20 protein-coding genes are annotated in these 20,181 nt (G+C 54.3%); 16 read left to right on the forward strand and 4 right to left on the reverse strand.

The window, feature by feature from the left end; all coding sequences use genetic code 11:
- The first annotated feature begins 12 nt into the window (after positions 1 to 12).
- The 4 genes from RIC05_RS02415 (at position 13) to RIC05_RS02430 (ending at position 4,612) form a co-directional block, all read left to right on the forward strand.
- Complete coding sequence (locus RIC05_RS02415) at positions 13 to 291, forward strand: sarcosine oxidase subunit delta (RefSeq protein WP_350043079.1); 279 nt, start codon at positions 13 to 15, stop codon at positions 289 to 291.
- Positions 288 to 3,263 carry a sarcosine oxidase subunit alpha family protein gene (locus RIC05_RS02420; protein WP_350046320.1) on the forward strand — a complete coding sequence of 992 codons (2,976 nt, stop codon included), beginning with the start codon at positions 288 to 290 and terminating at the stop codon, positions 3,261 to 3,263. The genes RIC05_RS02415 and RIC05_RS02420 overlap by 4 nt, the downstream gene beginning before the upstream one ends.
- Complete coding sequence (locus RIC05_RS02425) at positions 3,256 to 3,798, forward strand: sarcosine oxidase subunit gamma (RefSeq protein WP_350046319.1); 543 nt, start codon at positions 3,256 to 3,258, stop codon at positions 3,796 to 3,798. Before RIC05_RS02420 ends, RIC05_RS02425 begins: the two co-directional genes overlap by 8 nt.
- Positions 3,799 to 3,919: 121 nt before the next feature.
- Positions 3,920 to 4,612 carry a dienelactone hydrolase family protein gene (locus tag RIC05_RS02430; protein WP_350046318.1) on the forward strand — a complete coding sequence of 231 codons (693 nt, stop codon included), beginning with the start codon at positions 3,920 to 3,922 and terminating at the stop codon, positions 4,610 to 4,612.
- Between the two features lie 72 nt (positions 4,613 to 4,684).
- Here the strand turns inward: RIC05_RS02430 and argE are convergent, their stop codons facing one another.
- Positions 4,685 to 5,863 (reverse strand): acetylornithine deacetylase, encoded by a 1,179-nt coding sequence (gene argE / locus RIC05_RS02435; protein WP_350046317.1) that lies wholly within the window; start codon positions 5,861 to 5,863, stop codon positions 4,685 to 4,687.
- A complete protein-coding gene (locus tag RIC05_RS02440) occupies positions 5,860 to 6,627 on the reverse strand; it encodes an NAD kinase (RefSeq protein ID WP_350043073.1) in 768 nt (255 codons plus the stop codon). The genes argE and RIC05_RS02440 overlap by 4 nt, the downstream gene beginning before the upstream one ends.
- Before the next feature lie 197 nt (positions 6,628 to 6,824).
- Here RIC05_RS02440 and RIC05_RS02445 point away from each other — a divergent pair, with 197 nt between their 5' ends.
- The 3 genes from RIC05_RS02445 (at position 6,825) to RIC05_RS02455 (ending at position 9,968) form a co-directional block, all read left to right on the forward strand.
- Positions 6,825 to 7,568, forward strand: coding sequence for a TetR family transcriptional regulator (locus RIC05_RS02445; RefSeq protein ID WP_350046316.1), 744 nt, complete (start codon positions 6,825 to 6,827; stop codon positions 7,566 to 7,568).
- A 151-nt stretch (positions 7,569 to 7,719) separates the two neighbouring features.
- On the forward strand, positions 7,720 to 8,643 hold the full coding sequence (locus tag RIC05_RS02450; RefSeq protein WP_350046315.1) for a sulfurtransferase: 924 nt from the start codon (positions 7,720 to 7,722) through the stop codon (positions 8,641 to 8,643).
- A gap of 113 nt (positions 8,644 to 8,756) precedes the next feature.
- On the forward strand, positions 8,757 to 9,968 hold the full coding sequence (locus RIC05_RS02455) for a YeeE/YedE family protein (protein ID WP_350046314.1): 1,212 nt from the start codon (positions 8,757 to 8,759) through the stop codon (positions 9,966 to 9,968).
- Positions 9,969 to 10,118: 150 nt separating this feature from the next.
- On the opposite strand, the gene RIC05_RS02460 is transcribed toward RIC05_RS02455, so the two are convergent.
- On the reverse strand, positions 10,119 to 10,559 hold the full coding sequence (locus tag RIC05_RS02460; protein ID WP_350046313.1) for a hypothetical protein: 441 nt from the start codon (positions 10,557 to 10,559) through the stop codon (positions 10,119 to 10,121).
- A gap of 231 nt (positions 10,560 to 10,790) precedes the next feature.
- On the opposite strand from RIC05_RS02460, the gene dcm reads away from it, so the two are divergent.
- The 5 genes from dcm to RIC05_RS02485 all read left to right on the forward strand — a co-directional run bounded on the left by dcm (position 10,791) and on the right by RIC05_RS02485 (position 16,249).
- A complete protein-coding gene (dcm, locus tag RIC05_RS02465) occupies positions 10,791 to 12,074 on the forward strand; it encodes a DNA (cytosine-5-)-methyltransferase (RefSeq protein ID WP_350046312.1) in 1,284 nt (427 codons plus the stop codon).
- A gap of 4 nt (positions 12,075 to 12,078) precedes the next feature.
- Positions 12,079 to 12,531, forward strand: a complete 453-nt coding sequence (locus tag RIC05_RS02470; RefSeq protein WP_350046311.1) for a very short patch repair endonuclease — start codon at positions 12,079 to 12,081, stop codon at positions 12,529 to 12,531.
- Positions 12,531 to 13,865, forward strand: coding sequence for an MvaI/BcnI family restriction endonuclease (locus tag RIC05_RS02475; RefSeq protein WP_350046310.1), 1,335 nt, complete (start codon positions 12,531 to 12,533; stop codon positions 13,863 to 13,865). The genes RIC05_RS02470 and RIC05_RS02475 overlap by 1 nt, the downstream gene beginning before the upstream one ends.
- 300 nt (positions 13,866 to 14,165) lie before the next feature.
- Positions 14,166 to 15,959, forward strand: a complete 1,794-nt coding sequence (locus tag RIC05_RS02480; RefSeq protein WP_350046309.1) for a DEAD/DEAH box helicase — start codon at positions 14,166 to 14,168, stop codon at positions 15,957 to 15,959.
- Positions 15,960 to 16,039: 80 nt separating this feature from the next.
- Positions 16,040 to 16,249 carry a cold-shock protein gene (locus RIC05_RS02485; RefSeq protein ID WP_008892034.1) on the forward strand — a complete coding sequence of 70 codons (210 nt, stop codon included), beginning with the start codon at positions 16,040 to 16,042 and terminating at the stop codon, positions 16,247 to 16,249.
- 131 nt (positions 16,250 to 16,380) lie between these two features.
- Here the strand turns inward: RIC05_RS02485 and RIC05_RS02490 are convergent, their stop codons facing one another.
- Positions 16,381 to 17,058: a FadR/GntR family transcriptional regulator gene (locus RIC05_RS02490; protein ID WP_350046308.1), complete on the reverse strand. Its 678-nt coding sequence runs from the start codon at positions 17,056 to 17,058 to the stop codon at positions 16,381 to 16,383.
- Between the two features lie 201 nt (positions 17,059 to 17,259).
- On the opposite strand from RIC05_RS02490, the gene RIC05_RS02495 reads away from it, so the two are divergent.
- Genes RIC05_RS02495 through RIC05_RS02510 form a run of 4 tightly spaced genes read left to right on the forward strand, consistent with a single transcriptional unit; the run spans position 17,260 to position 20,121 of the window.
- On the forward strand, positions 17,260 to 18,042 hold the full coding sequence (locus RIC05_RS02495; RefSeq protein ID WP_350046307.1) for a transporter substrate-binding domain-containing protein: 783 nt from the start codon (positions 17,260 to 17,262) through the stop codon (positions 18,040 to 18,042).
- Between the two features lie 46 nt (positions 18,043 to 18,088).
- Entirely contained in the window at positions 18,089 to 18,760 is a 672-nt protein-coding gene (locus tag RIC05_RS02500; protein ID WP_350046306.1) for an amino acid ABC transporter permease, read from the forward strand.
- Complete coding sequence (locus tag RIC05_RS02505; protein WP_350046305.1) at positions 18,753 to 19,406, forward strand: amino acid ABC transporter permease; 654 nt, start codon at positions 18,753 to 18,755, stop codon at positions 19,404 to 19,406. Before RIC05_RS02500 ends, RIC05_RS02505 begins: the two co-directional genes overlap by 8 nt.
- Positions 19,393 to 20,121, forward strand: coding sequence for an amino acid ABC transporter ATP-binding protein (locus RIC05_RS02510; protein ID WP_350046304.1), 729 nt, complete (start codon positions 19,393 to 19,395; stop codon positions 20,119 to 20,121). The genes RIC05_RS02505 and RIC05_RS02510 overlap by 14 nt, the downstream gene beginning before the upstream one ends.
- The last annotated feature ends 60 nt before the right edge of the window (positions 20,122 to 20,181 follow it).

Raw genomic sequence — 20,181 nt, forward strand, 5'->3', positions numbered from 1 at the left:
AGGATTTTGGAAATGAGCAGTCTTGTCAAATGTCCCCATTGTGGCCTTCGCCCCCGCGAGGAATTTTCAGTGCGCGGCGAAGTCGCAACCCCGCGCCCCAAGGCGGGTGCGGATGAAAGCACATGGTTCGATCATGTTTACCTGCGCGATAACCCGCGTGGTGAGCACCGCGAATATTGGCACCATGCCGGGGGATGCCGCCGGTGGTTGGTGTTAAGCCGCAATACCGTTACCCACGATATCAGTGACGTTGTCGATGCCAGCACCTTGAAGGTCGGGGGCGAGGTATGAGCAGTTTCCGGATTGATGGCGGCACACTGATTGACCGCAATGATGTGCGGCATTTTACATTCAACGGTGCAAAGCTTAGCGGGTTTGGTGGCGATACAGTTGCATCGGCCTTGCTTGCCAATGGCAAACAACTGGTCGGGCGCAGTTTTAAATATCACCGTCCGCGCGGCATTCTGAGCGCCGGGGCGGCAGAGCCCAATGCGCTTTTGACCATCGGGCGCGACGGGCGGCGCGATCCCAATACCCGTGCAACCATGGCGGAACTGTTTGACGGGCTTGAAGCCAGATCACAGAATTGCTGGCCGAATGTTGATTTTGATATTGGGGCGGTGAACGGATTGCTGGGCCCGTTTTTGGGGGCCGGGTTCTATTACAAGACATTCATGTGGCCTGCGGCCTTTTGGGAAAAGGTCTATGAGCCGATTATCCGTAAGGCAGCCGGTCTTGGCCGGGCAAGCTATGATCCCGATCCGGCTTATTATGAGAAATGCTGGGCGCATTGTGATCTTCTGGTGATTGGTGCCGGGCCGTCGGGATTGGCGGCCGCATTGACCGCCGGGCGATCCGGTGCGCGGGTTATCATTGCCGATGAAGGTGCGCAGTTGGGCGGCGGGATGTTGGCCGAAGGCGGCATGATCGGGGATAAGCCCGCAGATGTCACATTGGCCGATATTGTTGGCGAGCTTCATGCCTTGCCCAATGTCGAGATCAAGAAACGCACGACGGTCTTTGGTGCCTATGATGATCAGGTTTTTGGCGCGGTTGAGAGGGTGCAAAAGCATCTGGCGGAAAGTGCGATCAATCCCCACCGGGCGATGGAACGGCTTTGGCGGATTGTTGCCAAACACACCATTCTGGCAACCGGGAGCGAAGAACGCCCGATTGTCTTTGGCGGCAATGATCGACCCGGTGTGATGATGGCCGGAGCGATGCGGACATATTTAAATGCCTATGGCGTTGCGCCGGGTAAGCGCGTTGCGTTGTTTGCCAATAACAATCATGCCTATCAAACCGCGATTGATCTTGAGGCCCGCGGGATCGAGATTGCCGCGATTATTGATCCGCGCACTTGCCCCAATATTCCTTATGAAGGCAAGGCACGCCATATTGCCGGGGCCATGGTCCGTGATACGGCCGGGCGGAAGGGGCTTAAATCCATCACGGTGCGCCATGATGACGGGCGCGATGAAGTGATTGGGGTGGATGCGCTTGCGGTTTCTGGCGGGTATAGCCCGATTGTGCATCTGGCCTGCCATCGCGGGGCAAAGCCGGTCTGGTCGGATGCGCATGCCGGGTTCCTGCCACCTGAAACAACAGACGGCATGACGCCTGCGGGCGCGGTCACGGGGTTGGTTGGCATTGCGGCCTGCTTTGATGCCGGGGCCAAGGCGGCCGTCGCGGCATTGGACGGACTTGGTTTTACCGCACAGGGGGCAAGTCTTGCGGGTGTTGCGGAGGCCGATGAGAGTGGTCAGCACACATTTGCCCTTTGGTCGGTTCCGTCTGCCAAGGGCAAGGCGTTTGTCGATTATCAGAACGATGTTACGGCGGGTGACATTAACCTTGCGATGCGCGAGGGATATGATCATGTCGAGCTTGCCAAACGCTATACCACCAACGGCATGGCGACCGATCAGGGCAAGACATCGAATGTAAACGCGATTGGCATTCTGGCCGAGAACAAGGGCGTTTCCCCCGGCGAGATCGGCACAACCACCTTCCGCCCGTTTTACACGCCGGTTTCATTTGGCGCATTGGTCGGGGCATCCAAAGGGTTTGACTTCCAGCCGGTTCGTAAATCGCCACTGCATGGTTGGGCGACGGGGAACGGGGCCAGGTTTGTCGAGACCGGGCTTTGGTATCGGTCAAGCTGGTTCCCGAAAGACGGGGAAACGTTCTGGCGCGATAGTGTGGATCGCGAAGTTTTAAACGTTCGCACCAATGTCGGCATTTGCGATGTATCGACCCTTGGCAAGATCGAGATTTTTGGCGCGGATGCGGCAGAATTCCTGAACCGGGTTTATTGCAACGCATTTCTGAAATTGCCGGTGGGCAAGGCACGTTACGGCATCATGCTGCGCGAAGACGGGTTTGTGTATGACGATGGCACGACAAGCTGCTTGGGCGAAAACCATTACTTCATGACGACGACAACCGCCCTTGCCGCCGGTGTTTTGACCCATCTGGAATTTTGTGCGCAGGTTTTGTGGCCGGAGCTTGATGTTCGGATGGCATCAGCCACCGATCAATGGGCGCAAATGGCGGTTGCCGGACCCAAATCGCGCGATGTTCTGAGCCAGATCATTGATGATGATATTTCCAATGATGCCTTTCCGTTTTTGGCCGCAAGGGAAGTATCGATGTTTGGCGGGCGGCTTAGGGGTCGGTTGTTCCGTATTTCGTTTTCTGGCGAGTTGGCGTTTGAAATCGCCGTCCCGGCAGGTTATGGCGACAGTGTGGCCGATGCGATCATGGTCGCAGGCAAGGATCATGGTATTGCGCCTTATGGGACAGAGGCGCTTGGCGTGATGCGGATTGAAAAAGGTCATGTCACCCATGCCGAAATTAATGGCACGGTCACCCCGGCCGATCTTGGGATGGGGCGGATGGTGTCAACCAAGAAGGATGACTTTATCGGGCAGGTGATGAATTTGCGCGACGGGTTGGTTGATCCATCCCGTCCGGCTTTGGTCGGGATCAAGCCAAAATCGCCAGCCGATAAATTTGCCACCGGATCGCATATTTTAAATGTCGGCGATGCGGTCAGCCTTGAGAATGATCAGGGCTATGTCACATCGATGTGCCATTCACCCAGCCTGGGTCATGCCATTGGTCTGGCCCTGATCAAGGGTGGGCCGGATCGATATGGCGATGAGATCGTTATCTGGAATGGTCTGGCCGGATCGGCTGTCACCGGCATTATTTGCAATCCCGCCTTTGTCGATCCAGAGAATGAGAAGCTTCATGCGTGATTTTCCCCTTAACAACGTATCGCCGTTTCCCGCCAAGCGTGATGCCAATGGTCATGCCGCGGTGCATATCGCGCCAATCGGGGCGGGGTTTGTTTTTCATGTGTTGGGCAATGCGCAGGCAGGTGAGGCCAGCCTTAAAAAGCTTATCCATGATATTGCGCCGGATGTGGGCGGGGATCTTCGCAGTTCGTCGCCCGGTCAGTGGTTCTGGATCGGGGCGTGTGAGGTATCACAGGACCGGCAGGGCGAAATTTTGGCAAAATTGCCGGGTGACTTTGCCATATCCGATCAGACCCATGGGCGTGTCCGGCTTTCGGTTTCCGGGGGCAAAGTCCGCGATGTGTTGGCAAAGGGGACGATGATTGATCTTGGACCGGATGTTTTTGCGGTGGGGACATCGGCCATGACCCAGATCGGGCATATCGGGGCAATGATCACGCGCACCGATGAGGATTGTTTTGAAATTATGGTGCTGCGCAGCTTTGCGGTTAGTCTGTGGGATGAGCTTCATCATATGGCGGCAGAGTTCGAATAACGGTGGTGGTCTGAAACCTTGGGCGATGTAACAGCGGGTTTTTTGATCTCCAAGCCTTGTCATGTCACAATCTTGCGATACCTGATTGGACATAAAGATCAAAACAAGGAGGACGCTTACGATGACCAAGCTGAATGTGACCACCCCGGATGGTGCCTTTGACTGTTATGTCGCCATGCCGGATATGCTGCCGGCACCGATTGTCGTGGTTATTCAGGAAATCTTTGGCGTCAATGAAGTGATGCGCGGCATTGCCGATGACTATGCCAAGCAGGGCTATGTCGCGGTCTGTCCTGATCTGTTCTGGCGGATTGAGCCGGGCATTGACATTACCGATAAGTCCGAAGCCGAATGGAAACAGGCATTTGGCTATTATCAGGCGTTTAATGTCGATAAGGGCGTTGAAGATATCGCCGCCACCATGAAGGCCGCGCGCAGTATTGAGGGATCGAACGGCAAGGTTGGTGTTGTTGGCTTCTGTCTTGGTGGATTGCTGACGTTTCTGTCGGCAACGCGGACCGATGGCGATGCCTTTGCTGCCTATTACGGCGGGGGGATGAATAATTATATGAATGAGGCCGATAACATCAAAAACCCGCTGATTGTTCATCTGGCCGGCAAGGATGAATATATCCCGGCGGATGCGCAGGCCGTGATCAAGGATGCGCTGGGCGATCATCCCTTGACCGAACTTCATATCTATCCCGACCGCGACCATGCCTTTGCCCGGAAAGGCGGGGCGCATTACGACGAAGGTGATGCACAAACCGCGAATGCGCGCACGGCGGAGTTTTTTGACGCCAATCTGGTGTGATCAGACGCAGGGCGAAATGACAAGGGGCTGCGAATTTCGCAGCCCCTTTTTCATGGTCATATGTCTGGGGAATTACTTCGTTAATACGCCAAGCAATTTATCAAGGAACAGTTCGCAGCGGCCAAGCTGATCCATCTCGATGAATTCATCGGGCTTGTGGGCCTGTTCGATATTGCCCGGACCGCAGACAACCGTTGGAATATCGCCAAGAGCGGAAAAGACGCCGGCTTCTGTGCCGAAGCTGACCTTGCCGGTGGTGTTGGCCCCGGTCAGGGCCATGACCAGTTTGGTTACTTCTTCGTCATCGCCAGTCGCAAGGCCGGGCATGTCAGAGATAACTTCGATTTCGACCCCGACATCGTCATAGGTTTCGCGCATTTCCGGGATCAGGGTATCATCGAGATAGGCGAAAATGGATGCCTTGAGGGCATTGCGATCATCATTGGGCAGATTGCGGAATTCGAAATCGACAAAGCAGTTCTGCGGAATGATATTAAGCTGCGTGCCGCCCTTGATCACGCCGGTATGGAATGTGGTGTGATTGGGCACAAAATCATTGTCATGCGGGCCATGATCGCGGCACTGGCGACCAAGCTTGCGCAGGAACACAACAAATTCCGATGCAAATTCAACAGCGTTAACACCTTCGCCCGGAAGGGATGAATGCCCGGAACGGCCGGTGAAATGCGCGCGGGCGGAATATTTGCCTTTGTGCTGGGTAATCACCTTCATCTCGGTCGGTTCACCGACAATGCACATGGCGGGTTTGTTCGGCAGATTATTGATCGCCTCAACCAGACTTGGCACACCAAGGCAGCCGACTTCTTCGTCATAGGTAAAGGCCAGATGGATCGGCACGCGCAGATCAGCGTTTTTAAAGGCTTCGGCCTTGGCCAGAAGGCAGGCCAGAAACCCCTTCATGTCGCACGATCCGCGGCCATAGAGTTTGTCATCGCGGATATCAACGGTATAGGGATCAGACGCCCAGTTCTGGCCTTCGGTCGGGACCACGTCGCTGTGACCGGACAAGATCACGCCGCCATCAACCGCCGGACCGATCGAGGCATAAAGATTGGCCTTGGTGTTGCTTTCATCGCGCACAACAAGGGTCTGATAGCCAAGCCCTTCCAGGAATGCTTTGACCTCGTCGATCAGATCCATGTTTGGCGTCATGCTCACAGACGGGTGGGCAATGAGTTTCGTGCACCAGTCAATGGTGGATTGCGACGGTGAAAGTGCGGCGGTGGTCATTCGACGAATTGTTCCTTCAAGATGCGTTCTTCAAGATTATGTTCCGGATCAAACAGCAGTTTGATCTTCATGGTGCGATCTTCGCGGATCGTCACATGGGAAACATCGCGCACTTCGGTATAGTCGGCCACAGCCGATACCGGGCGCTTTTCCGGGTTTTCGATATGGAAAACGACTTCGGCCCCGTGCGGCAACAGCGCCCCACGCCAACGACGCGGGCGAAACGGACTGATCGGGGTTAAGGCCAAAAGCCCGCTTCCCATCGGAAGGATCGGCCCATGTGCCGAAAGATTATAGGCGGTACTTCCCGCAGGTGTGCAGACCAGAGCACCATCACAGACCAGTTCGGCCAGACGTTCAACACCATCCACCTTGATGCGCAATTTGGCGGCTTGTCGGGTTTCGCGCAACAGCGACACTTCATTGATTGCCAGCGCACACAGGCTTTCGCCAGATACGGTGTGGGCTTCCATCTGAAGCGGGTTGAGTTCAACGGTCTGGGCTTCGGCGATGCGATCAAGCAGATCAATTTCGCGAAATTCATTCATCAGGAACCCGACCGTTCCCCGGTTCATGCCATAAATCGGCACCTTGCGGCCCATGTAACGGTGCAGGGTTTCAAGCATGAAACCATCGCCGCCAAGGGCAACAATCACCTCAGCCTTATCCGGGGCTGTGTGACCGTATCGGTGTTTCAGCCGATACATTGCATCCTGTGCGATCTTGGTGTCGGCTGCGACGAAGGCGATGGAATCAGTCTGCATCTGCTATCCGAAGGGTAATTGGGGCTGTCCCATAGGGACATTCGCCAACAATAGAGTACGCTTTGCGTTGAATTGCAAGGGTCTGCGTCATGTTCGTGATCACAGAAAGGGTTTGAGAACCGGGTTGCCTTGTTGACCTTGTTGCCAAAAGAGTGGAACCTGACATTCCAGATCATTTTCCAGTTCCGATTGGCGCAATGTCCAAAGAACCTTTTAGCATCTCTGCCGCCCTTTCACGGATTTCACGTTCCGATGACCTTGATGGTGATCAGGTTCTTGAAGTGGGCGAAGGCATGGAAGTTGAAAGCACATCCAACGGCGCACTGGTGCCCAAACGGGTGCGTGATCCCGATGCCACACGCCAACGGATCCTTGATGCCGCCTTTGGCGAAATTCGCCGGGCCGGGTTTGGCGGGGCGTCGATCAATAATATCCTTGATCATAGCGGTGTGACCAAGGGCGCGCTGTATCATCACTTTGCCGGTAAGGCCAAGCTGGTCAATGCCGTGATCGAGGATTGCCTGCCGGGCTATGTCGATGAAGTTTGGCTTGATGAACTTGAAGGTGTCGATGATATCCTGCCGGTCATGATGGGGCAGGTCGACCGGCTTGGCAGCGATGACGCGCCGACCTTGCTTGAAGGCGGCTGTCCGTTGGCACGGTTGGCATCGGGGGCGGGGGAGCTTGATGAGAACCTTCGCAAACGCATCGATGGTGTCTATCGCTATTGGCGGCGCAGTCTGGCATCGCACATTGGCAAGGCGCAGTTTAACAAGACGGTGCGCACTGATGTTGAACCTTCTGCCGTGGCAGAATTCCTGATTGCAGCCTTGCACGGGTTCCTGACCCGTCCACCGGCCTTGCGCAATCTGGAAACCCAGGATGCGTTTGCCCGTGAATTTGCCCGCTATCTGAACGGACTTCGCCCGGGCGGCGGGTGACCTTATTGCCCAAGGGCATAGGGGGTAAATTCTTTGCTTTGCCACATTAAACAAAATATTAGTGTGTTAATGAAGTTATTGACATTTTTCTGTGCGTGATTACATCTATCCCACAGTTTCATGATACTTTTGCAATATGGAGACAGGCCCCATGCGTTCTCTTATCCTTTCTGCTGTTGCCGCAGCAGCGTTTGTTTTTGCCGGTACGGCTGCGCAGGCGGAACGTCTGACCGACAAGCCGCTGGTGGATGCCAACTGGGTAGAAGCCAATCTTGGCAATCCGTCACTGGTTGTTGTCGATATCCGTTCGATGACCAAAGAAGGAAGCCCCTATGATGCCGGTCACATTGCCGGTTCGGTTTATGCGCCATATGGCACATTCGGCTGGCGGGCAAAGGTCGACAATGTTGTCGGCATGCTGCCGCCGGTTGATGTGATTTCCAAACGCATCGGATCGCTTGGCATTGATAATGACAAACAGGTCGTTGTTGTGCCCGCAGGTCAGAACAGTTCGGACTTTGGGGCGGCAACCCGCGTTTATTGGACCTTCAAGGTTCTGGGCCACGATGCGGTAACCATCCTTGATGGGGGTCAGCGCGCATGGCTTGCCGCAGGCAAAGACGTTTCAAAAGACTCGGTCGCGCCAGATGCAGTTGCCTTTAACGCCAGTTTCCGCCCGGAACTTCTGGCGTCTGCCGATGATGTCGCCAAGGCGCAAGCCAATGGTGTCGCGCTGATTGATGCCCGTCCGGTATCGCAGTTCAAAGGCGAAACCAAAAGCGGTGTTGTTGCCCGTGCGGGTGCCGTTCCGGGGGCAAAAAACATCGCCCAGTCCGAGTTTTATAACGATCAGAACGGTGCCTTTGTTGCATCGGATGTGATTGCAGGTCTGGTTGCGGATGCCGGTGTTGCCAAAGACGCCAAAGAAATCACCTATTGCAATACCGGTCACTGGGCATCGGTTGCATGGTTTGGTTTGTCCGAAGTCATGGGCAACAAGAACACTGCAATGTATGATGGCTCCTTGACCGAATGGGCTGCTGATCCAAGCCGCGAAATGGTTATTCCGGAATAATCCGGCATTTCCTTCGGCTTTATGGCAGGTTAAATTTCAACGGAATCGGGTTTTGCCCGGTTCCGTTCGTGCTTCATGATTGATGAATTTATTCAAGGTTACTGAGCGTCACCATGTCAGAAACGACCTTAAAAGCGCGCCCGCAGATATCGGGCTTTGAATTTGACAAGGGTCCGGCTGCGATTACGGCTGTGCTGTTTGTCATTGTCGGGATTGCAATTGCGCAGGCCGTCGATCTGCATCAGGCCGTTCTTTATGGTCTTGGCGGCATACTCGGCATTGCGCTGTATCACGCATCATTCGGTTTTACCGGCGGTTGGCGCCGTTTCTCGGTCGAGAAGCGCGGACGCGCGATGCGGGCCCAGCTTTTAATGATCGGTGTTGCTGCCGCGGCCTTTATCCCGATGCTGGCCCTTGGAAGCCCGCTTGGCAATCCGATTGTCGGGGCGGTGGCACCGGTCGGGACATCGGTTCTGATCGGGGCGTTTTTGTTCGGGCTTGGCATGCAGCTTGGCGGTGGATGCGGGTCGGGAACCCTGTTCACGGTTGGCGGTGGCAGTGCCCGCATGTTGTTAACCCTTGTCTTCTTTATTATTGGTGCGGTGATCGGGACGGCGCATTTGCCGATGTGGCTTGAGCTTCCGGCACTCCCGCCAATGAGCCTTGGCCGTGAATTTGGCATGACCGGTGGTCTTGTCGTTACCTTTGGCGGCTTGGCCCTGATCGCGCTTATTACGGTGCTGATTGAAAAGCGCGCGCATGGCACCCTTGAAGTCACCCCGACCGCACCACGCGCCGGGATTGCGCGGTTGTTTCATGGCCCCTGGCCGTTGGTCTGGACCGGGCTTTTGTTGGCCGGGCTGAATGTTGCGACGCTTTTGATTGCCGGTCACCCATGGTCGATCACGTTCGGGTTTGGCCTTTGGGGGGCGAAAATCGCGCAAGTGATCGGTATTTCCGTTGAAACATGGGAATTCTGGAACTGGCCCGGACCGGCACAGGCGCTGGTAAATTCGGTTCTGGAAGATAATACGTCGGTGATGAATTTCGGCATTGTGATTGGCGCTGCGTTTGCGGCTGCCCTTGCCGGGAAATTTGCGCCGAAGGTTTCTGTGCCGGTTGCGTCACTGGTTGCGGCAGCAATTGGTGGATTGCTGATGGGCTATGGCGCGCGTTTGGCGTTTGGCTGCAATATCGGGGCGTTCTTTAGCGGGATTGCATCGGGCAGTGTTCATGGCTGGTTGTGGTTTGTTCTGGCCTTTGCGGGCAGTTGGCTTGGCATTGCACTGCGTCCTGTCTTTGGAATGGATGGTTTCCGGAAATGAGCGAGAAAAACACACTTCTGTTTGGTGCGGTCTTCCTTGCTGCGAGCGGGGCGGTTGCCCTGGACCATTATAGCCACACAGCAAATATTCCGGCGGTTGCCAATCCGGCACCTGCTGCGTTTCCGGCGGCGGGCAGTAATCCGTGCGGCGCTAATCCATGCGCGGCAAATCCCTGTGGTGCCAATCCTTGCGGCGCGAACCCTTGTGGCGCGAACCCGTGCGGGGCTGGATATAACCCGTGTGCCGCGTCGCCTTGTGGTGCAAATCCGTGTGCAGCATATAATCCGTGCGGTGCGGCCAATCCCTGTGCTGCGGCGAATCCTTGTGCGGCATCGCCGTGTTCAGCCGGGAATCCATGTGGGGCAGGGTATAACCCGTGCGCAGCGTCACCTTGTGGCGCAAATCCGTGTGCGGCGTATAATCCATGCGGTGCGGCCAATCCCTGTGCTGCGGCGAATCCTTGTGCGGCATCGCCCTGTTCGGCCGGGAATCCATGTGGTGCGGGATATAATCCGTGTGCCGCATCACCGTGCAGTGCCAATCCATGTGCGGCTTATAACCCGTGTGGGGCAGGCAATCCGTGTGCGCCATCTAACCCATGTGCGGCGGCGAACCCGTGTGCGGCGGCGAACCCGTGTGCGGCTGTGAACCCGTGCGGTGCCATGAACCCCTGTTCTGCCAGTTGAAGTCTGTCTGGTCATGAGATTGCGGGCGCAGAAATTTGCGTCCGCAATAAAAAGGGAACAAAACGTGATTCTTTGCTTGATCTAAATTCAGGCTTCCTTATTCTTGTTTTGTTCTCTTTTCGGTTTGGGGTGCAAGATGGAACGCAGTTTTCATTCGCTTCGCACAGCAAACGGCTGGTCAGTGGGTGACGCAGCTGCATGGTTTGGTGTATCAATACAGAAAGTCGAGCAGTGGGATGCAGGTAACGGCAAACCTGACGAGAGATATCTGCAAGACCTTGAAGATACCTTGATATACAAAAAGAATTTCAACCGGGGCCATCCGATGAGCGACTTTACCTTTATTGACCTGTTTGCGGGAATCGGCGGTGTCCGGCGGGGGTTTGAAGCGGCTGGTGGAAAATGCGTCTTTACCAGCGAATGGGATTTGTACGCGCAAAAAACGTACCGGGAAAACTTTCCGGACGACGACCACGAGATCGCAGGCGACATAACCCGGATAAAGGCAGAAGACATTCCCGCCCATGATGTTCTTCTTGCCGGGTTCCCGTGTCAGCCGTTCTCGATTGCCGGTGTGTCCAAGAAGAATGCGCTTGGGCGCGCACACGGTTTTATGGACAAAGCCCAGGGAACCCTGTTCTTCGATGTGCTGCGTATTCTCAAGCATCACAAGCCTGCGGCCTTTATGCTTGAAAATGTCAAAAACCTTAGAAGTCATAACAAGGGCGACACATTCAAGACCATCTTGGGCGCTCTGCGTGATGAGCTTGGCTATCATGTCCAGGCAAGGGTTATCGACGGAAAAGGTTACGTTCCGCAGCACCGTGAGCGTATTTTTATTGTAGGCTTTCGAGAGGATGTGGGCTTCGACTTTGAGGCTTGTGCGTTTCCGGATGCGACTTCGGGGCCGGTTATCAGCACTATTCTTCATGCCCCGCACGAGGAACCGGAAGATCAGTTCACGTTGCCACCGGAAGATGCTCTGTCAAATGTCGCGAGCGTTGTAAATCCGAAGTACACTTTATCGGACAAGCTCTGGAAGTACCTGTTCGATTATGCCGCAAAGCACAAGGCAAAGGGCAACGGGTTCGGGTTTGGTCTTTGTGGCCCGAATGACAAGGCCAGAACGCTTTCTGCGCGCTACTACAAAGATGGAAGTGAAATTCTGATTGATCAGGGTGAAGGCAGGAACCCGCGCCGATTGACGCCGCGTGAATGTGCTCGTCTGATGGGGTTTGATGATGACAACTTTACAATGAAAATTCCCGTTTCTGATACTCGCGCATACAAACAGTTCGGAAATTCTGTTGTTGTGCCGGTGATCAAGGAGATTGCCCGCCAGATGAAGCCTTATGTTCTAAAGAGCCTGGAATCAGAGGGGCAGGTTATTCCAGGCGAAGAGACGGTCGCAGCAGAGTGATTGTATGACTGACATTGTATCGCCAGCAAAACGTAGCGAGATGATGTCAGGTATACGGGGCAAAAATACCAAACCTGAAATATTGGTGCGCAAGGCCTTGCACGCCAGAGGGTTTCGGTATCGTTTGCATGGAAGGCGGCTACCGGGAAAGCCGGACATCGTTCTTCCGAAATACAATGCTGTCATATTTGTCCATGGCTGTTTCTGGCACGGACATGATTGCCATTTGTTCAAGCTGCCCAGATCACGTACCGAATTCTGGCAAGAGAAGATCAAAAGCAATCGGGAGCGAGATGTTGAAATCCGCAAGTTGTTGCTGGACAACGGTTGGCGTGTAGCCGAAGTTTGGGAATGCTCTGTTAAAGGGAAATTGCGTATCGACTTGCCCGATTTGATTGTCCGGCTTGTCAACTGGCTTACCGGGGAAGAACCTGAACTGGAAGTGCGTGGGGGATAATGTTTGAAGAAATTTCTGCGCTGATCGGTCGAATGGCGGAATGTGGCGCAAAGAGGTTCTATGCCAAGAGATTGGCTCCAAATGACAATTCGAAGAACCAGATTTATCTGGGAGGTGACTTTTCAGCGCTTAACGTTATCCCGCATCAGGAAATTTATACAGATAGCGACGAGGTTTCGGGAAGCAAACGGGACAGGGCCAAAGCCGGAATTTTGTTTTCATGGATCGATGAAGCAGGCTTGTATGAAGCACCTAATGCTCAGTTGATTCTTTATCCGAAGTATCCCGAAGTCAGAATGTCCGGCTTTCTGAAGGGGTGCCGGAAAGCCCCGTCAAACATCCTTAAGGTCAGGGATGAAGGTCGCGTGATGTTCCTTGGTATCACCGATGCAGGCCGTGTTTTGGGCTATGCCGTTGATCAGGTGCATCCCTTGGCTAGAGAACTCGCATCTCACCCGGAAATCTCGGAGATCGGAGTTTTCCTGGAGATCCCGTCTCGCCCCGGCGCGGGAAGTTCCCGTACCCAGTTGCTGCGAAAGTTGAAGGAAATACACAGAAAGCAATGGATTCCGTCGCAGAAACTGGGGGCGGATGGAGAAGTTCATTCTTATGTCGCGCGGAATGGTGGTGGCTATACTCTTGAAGCAGAATTGGGGATTGCTCCGAACGGGTATGCCGAACCCGATTATCTGGGTTGGGAGATCAAGCAATTCGGAGTGCGTGATTTTAGCAGATACCTTCCAAAGGGCCCTGTTACTCTTATGACTCCCGAGCCGTCTGGAGGAATTTACAAAGACCTCGGTGTGACTGCATTCCTGCGTTCTTATGGATACAAGGATAAAAACGGTGTTCCGGACAGGCTGAATTTCGGGGGGATATATTCTTGTGATAAACCGCCTCACAAGGATACGGGACTGCGCCTGGGGTTAATCGGGTATGATGTGGCCACCGAAAAAATAACAGACATTGAAGGTGGACTGGCTTTGTTTTCAAAGGGTGATGAAATTGCCGCTCTCTGGAAGTTTGCTTCAATAATGGATCACTGGAACAGAAAGCACGCGCAAGCAGCTTATGTGCCTTCGATTTTCCGTCAGGGGCCACCGGCTTATGCTTACGGGGCAAAAATTCTGTTATGTGAGAAAACCGACTTTAACCTGTTTCTGAATGCGATTGCTTCCGGGGCGATATATTATGATCCGGCTATAAAAATGGAACAGATGTCGTCCTTGAGCCCGAAGATAAAACGAAGAAGTCAGTTTCGTGTGAAGCATCAGAGTCTGGCTGCGCTTTATCAGAACGCGGAAGAGGTCGATCTGGAAAAGTTCGAAGACTGAGGCGGTTTTTCCGGCTCGACGCGCAATTGTGCGGGGCCTGTGTGCGTAAAACGCGGGGCTGTAACAAATAACCCGTTTGACAAGCCGAATAAACTCTGCGCATTGTGTAGTTGATATTTGATCGCTCCAGAAGCGTAGACGGGATGCAAGTCCTTCCCTGTTGAGTGATTGACGTAAGAACGCAATGAAGTATCCAGCTACGCGGGTGCTTCCAGAACTGCAAGGCGCAGACCTGATTACTAAAATTCACCGGGCGATAGCCCAGCTGTCTGCAGCCTCTAATTTACGAGTTACTCTTATTTGACCCAGTTTTCCGAACTCGGCCTGGCCGAGCCGGTCCTTCGCGCACTAGCGCAAGAAGGATATGATGCGCCCACCCCTATTCAGGCGCAATCCATCCCGTCCCTGCTCCAAGGTAAGGACCTGCTTGGTATCGCTCAGACCGGTACCGGTAAGACGGCAGCATTCGCGTTGCCGATCCTAGATCGCCTCTCCAAAACCGAAGGTCGTACACCCAAGGGTGCCTGCCGTGTGCTGGTACTTGCACCGACGCGCGAACTTGCTGCGCAGATCGGTGAAAGTTTCCGTGCCTATGGCCGCTTCCTGAATGTCCGCGTTGCCGTGGTCGTTGGTGGTGTTGCCCCGGGTCCCCAGATCAAAGCGATTAATCCAGGTGTCGAGGTGCTTGTCGCCACCCCTGGTCGTTTGCTTGATCATGTTGATAGTGGCAAGCTGAGCCTTAAGCATGTTGACGTCGTGGTTCTTGATGAAGCCGACCATATGCTTGACCTTGGCTTCCTGCCGCCAATCAAACGCATCATCAAAATGCTTCCGCGTAACCGTCAGAACCTGTTCTTCTCGGCAACCATGCCGGGGCAGATCGGTCAGCTGGCTGGTGATATGCTTTCTGATCCGGTCAAGGTGTCGGTAACCCCGGTTTCCACCACTCAGGAACGTGTCGAGCAGTCGGTTTATCTGATCGAGCGGACCCGCAAGCGTCAGCTTTTGGCTGAACTTCTTGATAATCCGGTTTTCAAACGCACCTTGGTCTTTACCCGGACCAAGCGTGGTGCCGATCGTGTTGCCCGTCATCTTGAGGCAAACAAGATCAGTGCAGCAGCCATTCACGGCAATAAAAGTCAGAACCAGCGCGAGCGCGCTCTGAACGCCTTTAAGGACGGTCAGATCGGTGTGCTTGTTGCAACCGATATCGCAGCACGCGGTATTGATGTTGATGCTGTGACTCACGTCGTGAATTTCGAACTTCCCAACGTCCCGGAAAGCTATGTCCACCGTATCGGCCGTACGGCCCGTGGCGGTGCCAGCGGTTGCGCAATTGCATTCTGTGATGCCGAAGAACGTGGTTTGCTGCGCGATATCGAAAGAACAACCCGTCAGACGATCCCGGTAATTGATCGTCGCGATGCCAAGCTTGCTGCTGAGCAGGAAGCGCTGTCGGACGAGCCACGCGAAACCAACCGTGGACGTCGTTCCAGTGGTGGTCAGCCGCGCGGCAACGGTGGTCGCAACAATGGTGGCAATAATAATGGTCGTCGTGGTGGCGAAGGCAACCGCAGCGCATCTGCTGGTCGGAATGACCGGGATGGCCGTGCTGCTGGTGGTCCGCGTCGCCCGGATGATGCCCGCAAACCTGCGGTGCGTCGTGACGTCGAAGTCAATGCCCGTTCGACTGAAAAGGCCGAGGTGAATCCGGCCCTGGAAAAATCGAAAAGCCGTTTTAAAGGCGGGATCAAATCCAAGCCGGAAAATGGTCGTGGCACCGGTGCCGGTAACGGCGCGGGTCAAGCAGATGGTCGCAAGCGCCCGACGAAACGTGTGGATTCCAATGGAAACCGCCGCGACGGTGTGCAAGGTGACAATTCAATTTCTTCCGGTCTTTCCTTTATGGGAAGCACCGAGGAACGCCGCGCGAATGGCAACGGGGGCAATGCCGCCCGGACCGCCAGACCGCAAGGCAAGCGCGGCGGTGCGAACCGCAATCGCAATCAACGTGGTCCACAACCTGGCGGGCAGCCGGGTGGGGCGGGCCGCGATACATCTTCCGGTAATCAGAGAAAGCGTGACCACGCCTGATTTGATTACCGAACACAAATAGGCCCACCCACACGGGGTGTGTCGTAACGCCAATCAATACTCGATAAGGAGATTTAAAGATGGCAACTGGTACAGTTAAATGGTTCAACGCAACTAAAGGTTTTGGTTTCATTCAGCCTGACGAAGGCGGAAATGACGTATTCCTGCACATCAGCGCTGTTGAACGCGCTGGTATGGGTCACCCACAGGAAGGCGACAAAATCAATTACGAACTGCGTACCGACTCACGTTCGGGCCGCGTTTCGGCTGACGACCTGACTGCTGCTTAATTCGGCTTGTCGTTCTTTTTGAACGGCACCGTATTATACGAAACCCCCATCCGCGAAAGCGGGTGGGGGTTTTGTGTTTTCGCCCGAAGCTGTCGCCATGGTTGCGGGTGATGGCATATGTGGTCCTGGTCCTAGGGCCGCAAGAAAGCGATCTTGGCACGGGTCGCGGCACTTAGAACATGGAAATGCATGGCATCGCGGGCACCTGACGGGTTGTGGTCGCGGATATAGCGCAAGACCTGTTCATGTTCGGAGAGCGGGGCGGCAATCGCATTTGCATTGGCAAAGGGCAGCATCTGATTTTCATGAATGATCTGGGCTGCCGGATGCATGGCATCGGCAAACATCGGGTTGCCAGATGCCAATAGAAGAACTTCATGAAATTCCGTATCGGCCATGGCAGCCGCGATCAAATCATCGGCCTCAAGGGCGGCACGCATGTCATTGATGCTGTTTGCAAGTGTCTCAAGATGTTCTGCATTGCGCATCTGGGCGGCAAGCCCTGCGACATAGGGTTCAATCGCCAGACGGAACTGATAGACCTGTGCCGCATGACGGTTGCGGTCCTGATCCATCGGTGTGTGAATTTGGCGATCGGTGATGTATACGCCTTTGCCTGCATGGATATGGACAATGCCAAGGGCCTCAAGTGTGGCCAATGCTTCGCGCAGGCTGGTGCGGCTAATGCCAAGCTCGTTGGCGAGGCTGCGCTGAGGAGGTAGCGAGTCACCAGCGCCTAGCCCCTTGTTTTTTATCAAATTTCGAATGTCTCGCGCGGCGCGTTCTGGCGCGGTTTCGCTGCGTGTCATCTGCGTTCCTTATTCTGGTCAGACCAGTGAGGGGCGGGCGTGTATCCCGAAATTCCCTAGGTTCTGCCAGTTATGATTGCTCGGTGAGTTGAATTTACGCTTAGGAAAAAAATATTCATAGACAAAAGATCAAAAAATATGCAGCCTTCGTGTCAGGTTAAAAAAAGTGCATTAAACTCTTAGCAAAACGGGTAGAGGCTCATGAAACAATTCTTCAAAACCGCAATTGCGGCTGTGGCGATGCTTGCCGCACCACTTGGTGCAGCGTCAGCCGGTGCTTTGGATACGATTGCCGAAGCAGGTGTCTTAAAGGTCGCCGTGCCGCAGGACTTTCCGCCATTTGGATCGGTCGGGACCGATATGCAGCCAAAGGGCTATGACATCGATATGGCAGCGCTGATTGCGGAAGAACTTGGTGTGAAGCTTGAGCTGGTGCCGGTTGCATCCAGCAACCGCATTCCGTATTTGACCACCGGCAAGGTTGATCTGGTGATTTCCAGCCTTGGCAAAAACCCGGACCGTGAAAAGGTGATTGATTTCAGTGATCCATACGCCCCGTTCTATAACGGCGTGTTTGGCCCGGCGGATTTTTCGGTTGAAAAGGCGGCTGATCTTGCGGGTATGTCGGTTGGTGTCACCCGTGGTGCCATCGAAGACCTTGAGCTGACCAAAATTGCCCCGTCTGATGTTGATATCAAACGCTATGAAGACAATAACGGCACGATTTCGGCTTTCCTGTCCGGTCAGGTTGACCTGATTGCCACGGGCAATGTAACGGCGGCTGCGATTATTGAACGTGATCCGCCGCGCAAACCGGAACCGAAATTCCTGATCAAAAATTCGCCATGCTATGTCGGTTTGAACAAGGAAGAACCGGAATTCATGGCAAAGGTCAACGAGATCATTGCCGCATCCATGGCCGATGGTCGCTTGAATGCGATTGCCGAAAAATGGCTTGGCATTCCGCTTCCGGCGGAACTTTAAGCCCCTTTGACGGACTTGCCGGAATTGACGGGATTGTTGCAGATCAATGGCATATAAATTTGACTTCGGCGCCATCGTGCCACATTGGGAATTGCTGTTTGACGGGGTTATTTTAACCACACAGCTGACAGTTATCGGTGCGGTGGTTGGTGTCGGGTTCGGAATCCTGGGCGCGTGGGCACGGGCATCACGCGCCCCGGTAATCAGTCCGATTGTCGGGATCTATGTCGAGCTGATCCGCAACACCCCGTTTCTGGTTCAACTGTTCTTTATCTTCTTCGGGCTTCCGGCACTTGGCGTCAAACTGACGGAATTTCAGGCTGCGGTTTTGGCGATGATTGTCAATCTGGGGGCCTATTCGACCGAGATTGTCCGGGCCGGTATTCAGGCCATCCCGCAAGGTCAAATTGAAGCGGCCCAGACGCTTGCGATGAACCGGGTTCAGATTTTCCGTTATGTGGTGATCTTGCCGGCGTTGCAGAAAATCTGGCCGGCACTTTCCAGTCAGATTGTGATTGTCATGCTTGGATCATCGGTTTGTTCGCAGATCGCGGCCGAGGAGCTGACCTTTGGGGCGAACTATATTCAGGCCCTTAATTTCCGGGCGTTTGAAGTTTATTTCGTCGTCACGGCACTTTATCTGGTGATGTCGATTTTGCTGCGTATGGGGTTAAAGGTTTTGGGCAACTTCCTGTTTGAACGGCGGCGTCATGTCTGAGTTTTCATTGTGGGATATTGTCTATAACTTGCTGCTTGCCGGGCGCTGGACTGTTTTGCTGTCGCTGAGCGCCTTTGTTCTGGGGGGCTTGGTCGGTGTGGTGCTTTTGATGTTGCGCACGGCGGGCAACCCATGGGTGATCCGGCTTGTGCGCGGCTATGTCGAACTGTTTCAGGGCACGCCGCTTTTGATGCAGCTTTTCATCGTGTTCTTTGGCCTGCCTTTGATCGGGATTGATGTGTCGCCCTGGACGGCGGCGATCCTTGGCCTGACGCTGTTTACCAGTGCGTTTCTGACCGAAATCTGGCGCGGATGTGTTGAATCGATTGGCAAAGGCCAATGGGAAGCATCGGCCAGTCTTGGCATGGGGTTCACCCAACAGATGCGTTACATCATTCTGCCGCAGGCCTTGCGGATTGCGGTTCCGCCAACGGTTGGTTTTTCCGTGCAGGTGGTCAAGGGAACGGCCGTGGCATCGATTATCGGTTTTGTCGAACTGACCAAGGCCGGCACCATGATCACCAACGCGACCTATGCGCCGTTTACCGTCTATGGCTGTGTCGCGGTGATGTATTTCCTGATTTGTTATCCGCTGTCGCTTTTTGCCGGTCATCTGGAAGGGAAGTTCCGTCATGCCGCTCGTTGAACTGCACGCCATACATAAAAGCTTTGGCGCGCTGGAAGTCCTTAAGGGCATCGACCTTTCGATTGAAGAAGGTCAGGTCATTGCCCTGATTGGCAAAAGCGGGTCGGGCAAAAGTACATTGCTGCGCACGATCAACGGGCTTGAGGCGATTTATGATGGCGTGATCATGGTTGGCGGTAAAAAGGTCAGCGACCGTGATTCCGATCTTTTGGCGTTGCGGCTTCAGGTCGGAATGGTGTTTCAACAGTTCAATCTGTTTCCCCATTACACCGCCCTTGAAAATGTCATGCTCTCCCCGCAGGTGGTGAAAAAGCAATCGAAAGCCGAGGCAAAAGAGATTGCCGAGGAAATGTTGGCCAAGGTTGGGCTTGCCGACAAGATGATGCATTACCCCGATCAGCTTTCCGGCGGCCAACAGCAACGCGTTGCCATTGCGCGCGCCCTTGCGATGCAGCCCAAGGTTCTTTTGTGCGACGAAGTCACCTCTGCCCTTGATCCGGAACTGGTCAACGAGGTCTTGGCCGTTGTCCGTCAATTGGCCGAAGAAGGCATGACATTGGTGATGGTCACCCATGAAATGCGCTTTGCCCGCGAAGTTTGCGACAAGCTGGTCTTTATGCATCAGGGGCGCATTCATGAAACCGGCGATCCCGAAGAAGTGTTTTCCAATCCCAAAACACCCGAACTTTCCAGTTTTGTTGGCGGTCTTTCATAAGTTTTCGATGATGGTTTTATGACATCTTTTCCGTAGTGATCGGAAATGTTTAACCATTTT

Origin of the sequence: Thalassospira sp., assembly GCF_040218635.1 — a bacterium.
GTDB lineage: Bacteria > Pseudomonadota > Alphaproteobacteria > Rhodospirillales > Thalassospiraceae > Thalassospira.

Bases quoted from the DNA above. Each gene is read 5' to 3' on its own strand.
- RIC05_RS02415 (WP_350043079.1), top strand. From the start codon at position 13: ATGAGCAGTCTTGTCAAATGTCCCCATTGTGGCCTTCGCCCCCGCGAG.
- RIC05_RS02420 (WP_350046320.1), top strand. From the start codon at position 288: ATGAGCAGTTTCCGGATTGATGGCGGCACACTGATTGACCGCAATGAT.
- RIC05_RS02425 (WP_350046319.1), top strand. From the start codon at position 3,256: ATGCGTGATTTTCCCCTTAACAACGTATCGCCGTTTCCCGCCAAGCGT.
- RIC05_RS02430 (WP_350046318.1), top strand. From the start codon at position 3,920: ATGACCAAGCTGAATGTGACCACCCCGGATGGTGCCTTTGACTGTTAT.
- argE (WP_350046317.1), bottom strand. From the start codon at position 5,863: ATGACCACCGCCGCACTTTCACCGTCGCAATCCACCATTGACTGGTGC.
- RIC05_RS02440 (WP_350043073.1), bottom strand. From the start codon at position 6,627: ATGCAGACTGATTCCATCGCCTTCGTCGCAGCCGACACCAAGATCGCA.
- RIC05_RS02445 (WP_350046316.1), top strand. From the start codon at position 6,825: ATGTCCAAAGAACCTTTTAGCATCTCTGCCGCCCTTTCACGGATTTCA.
- RIC05_RS02450 (WP_350046315.1), top strand. From the start codon at position 7,720: ATGCGTTCTCTTATCCTTTCTGCTGTTGCCGCAGCAGCGTTTGTTTTT.
- RIC05_RS02455 (WP_350046314.1), top strand. From the start codon at position 8,757: ATGTCAGAAACGACCTTAAAAGCGCGCCCGCAGATATCGGGCTTTGAA.
- RIC05_RS02460 (WP_350046313.1), bottom strand. From the start codon at position 10,559: ATGGCGCACACGGATTGCCTGCCCCACACGGGTTATAAGCCGCACATG.
- dcm (WP_350046312.1), top strand. From the start codon at position 10,791: ATGGAACGCAGTTTTCATTCGCTTCGCACAGCAAACGGCTGGTCAGTG.
- RIC05_RS02470 (WP_350046311.1), top strand. From the start codon at position 12,079: ATGACTGACATTGTATCGCCAGCAAAACGTAGCGAGATGATGTCAGGT.
- RIC05_RS02475 (WP_350046310.1), top strand. From the start codon at position 12,531: ATGTTTGAAGAAATTTCTGCGCTGATCGGTCGAATGGCGGAATGTGGC.
- RIC05_RS02485 (WP_008892034.1), top strand. From the start codon at position 16,040: ATGGCAACTGGTACAGTTAAATGGTTCAACGCAACTAAAGGTTTTGGT.
- RIC05_RS02490 (WP_350046308.1), bottom strand. From the start codon at position 17,058: ATGACACGCAGCGAAACCGCGCCAGAACGCGCCGCGCGAGACATTCGA.
- RIC05_RS02495 (WP_350046307.1), top strand. From the start codon at position 17,260: ATGAAACAATTCTTCAAAACCGCAATTGCGGCTGTGGCGATGCTTGCC.
- RIC05_RS02500 (WP_350046306.1), top strand. From the start codon at position 18,089: ATGGCATATAAATTTGACTTCGGCGCCATCGTGCCACATTGGGAATTG.
- RIC05_RS02505 (WP_350046305.1), top strand. From the start codon at position 18,753: ATGTCTGAGTTTTCATTGTGGGATATTGTCTATAACTTGCTGCTTGCC.
- RIC05_RS02510 (WP_350046304.1), top strand. From the start codon at position 19,393: ATGCCGCTCGTTGAACTGCACGCCATACATAAAAGCTTTGGCGCGCTG.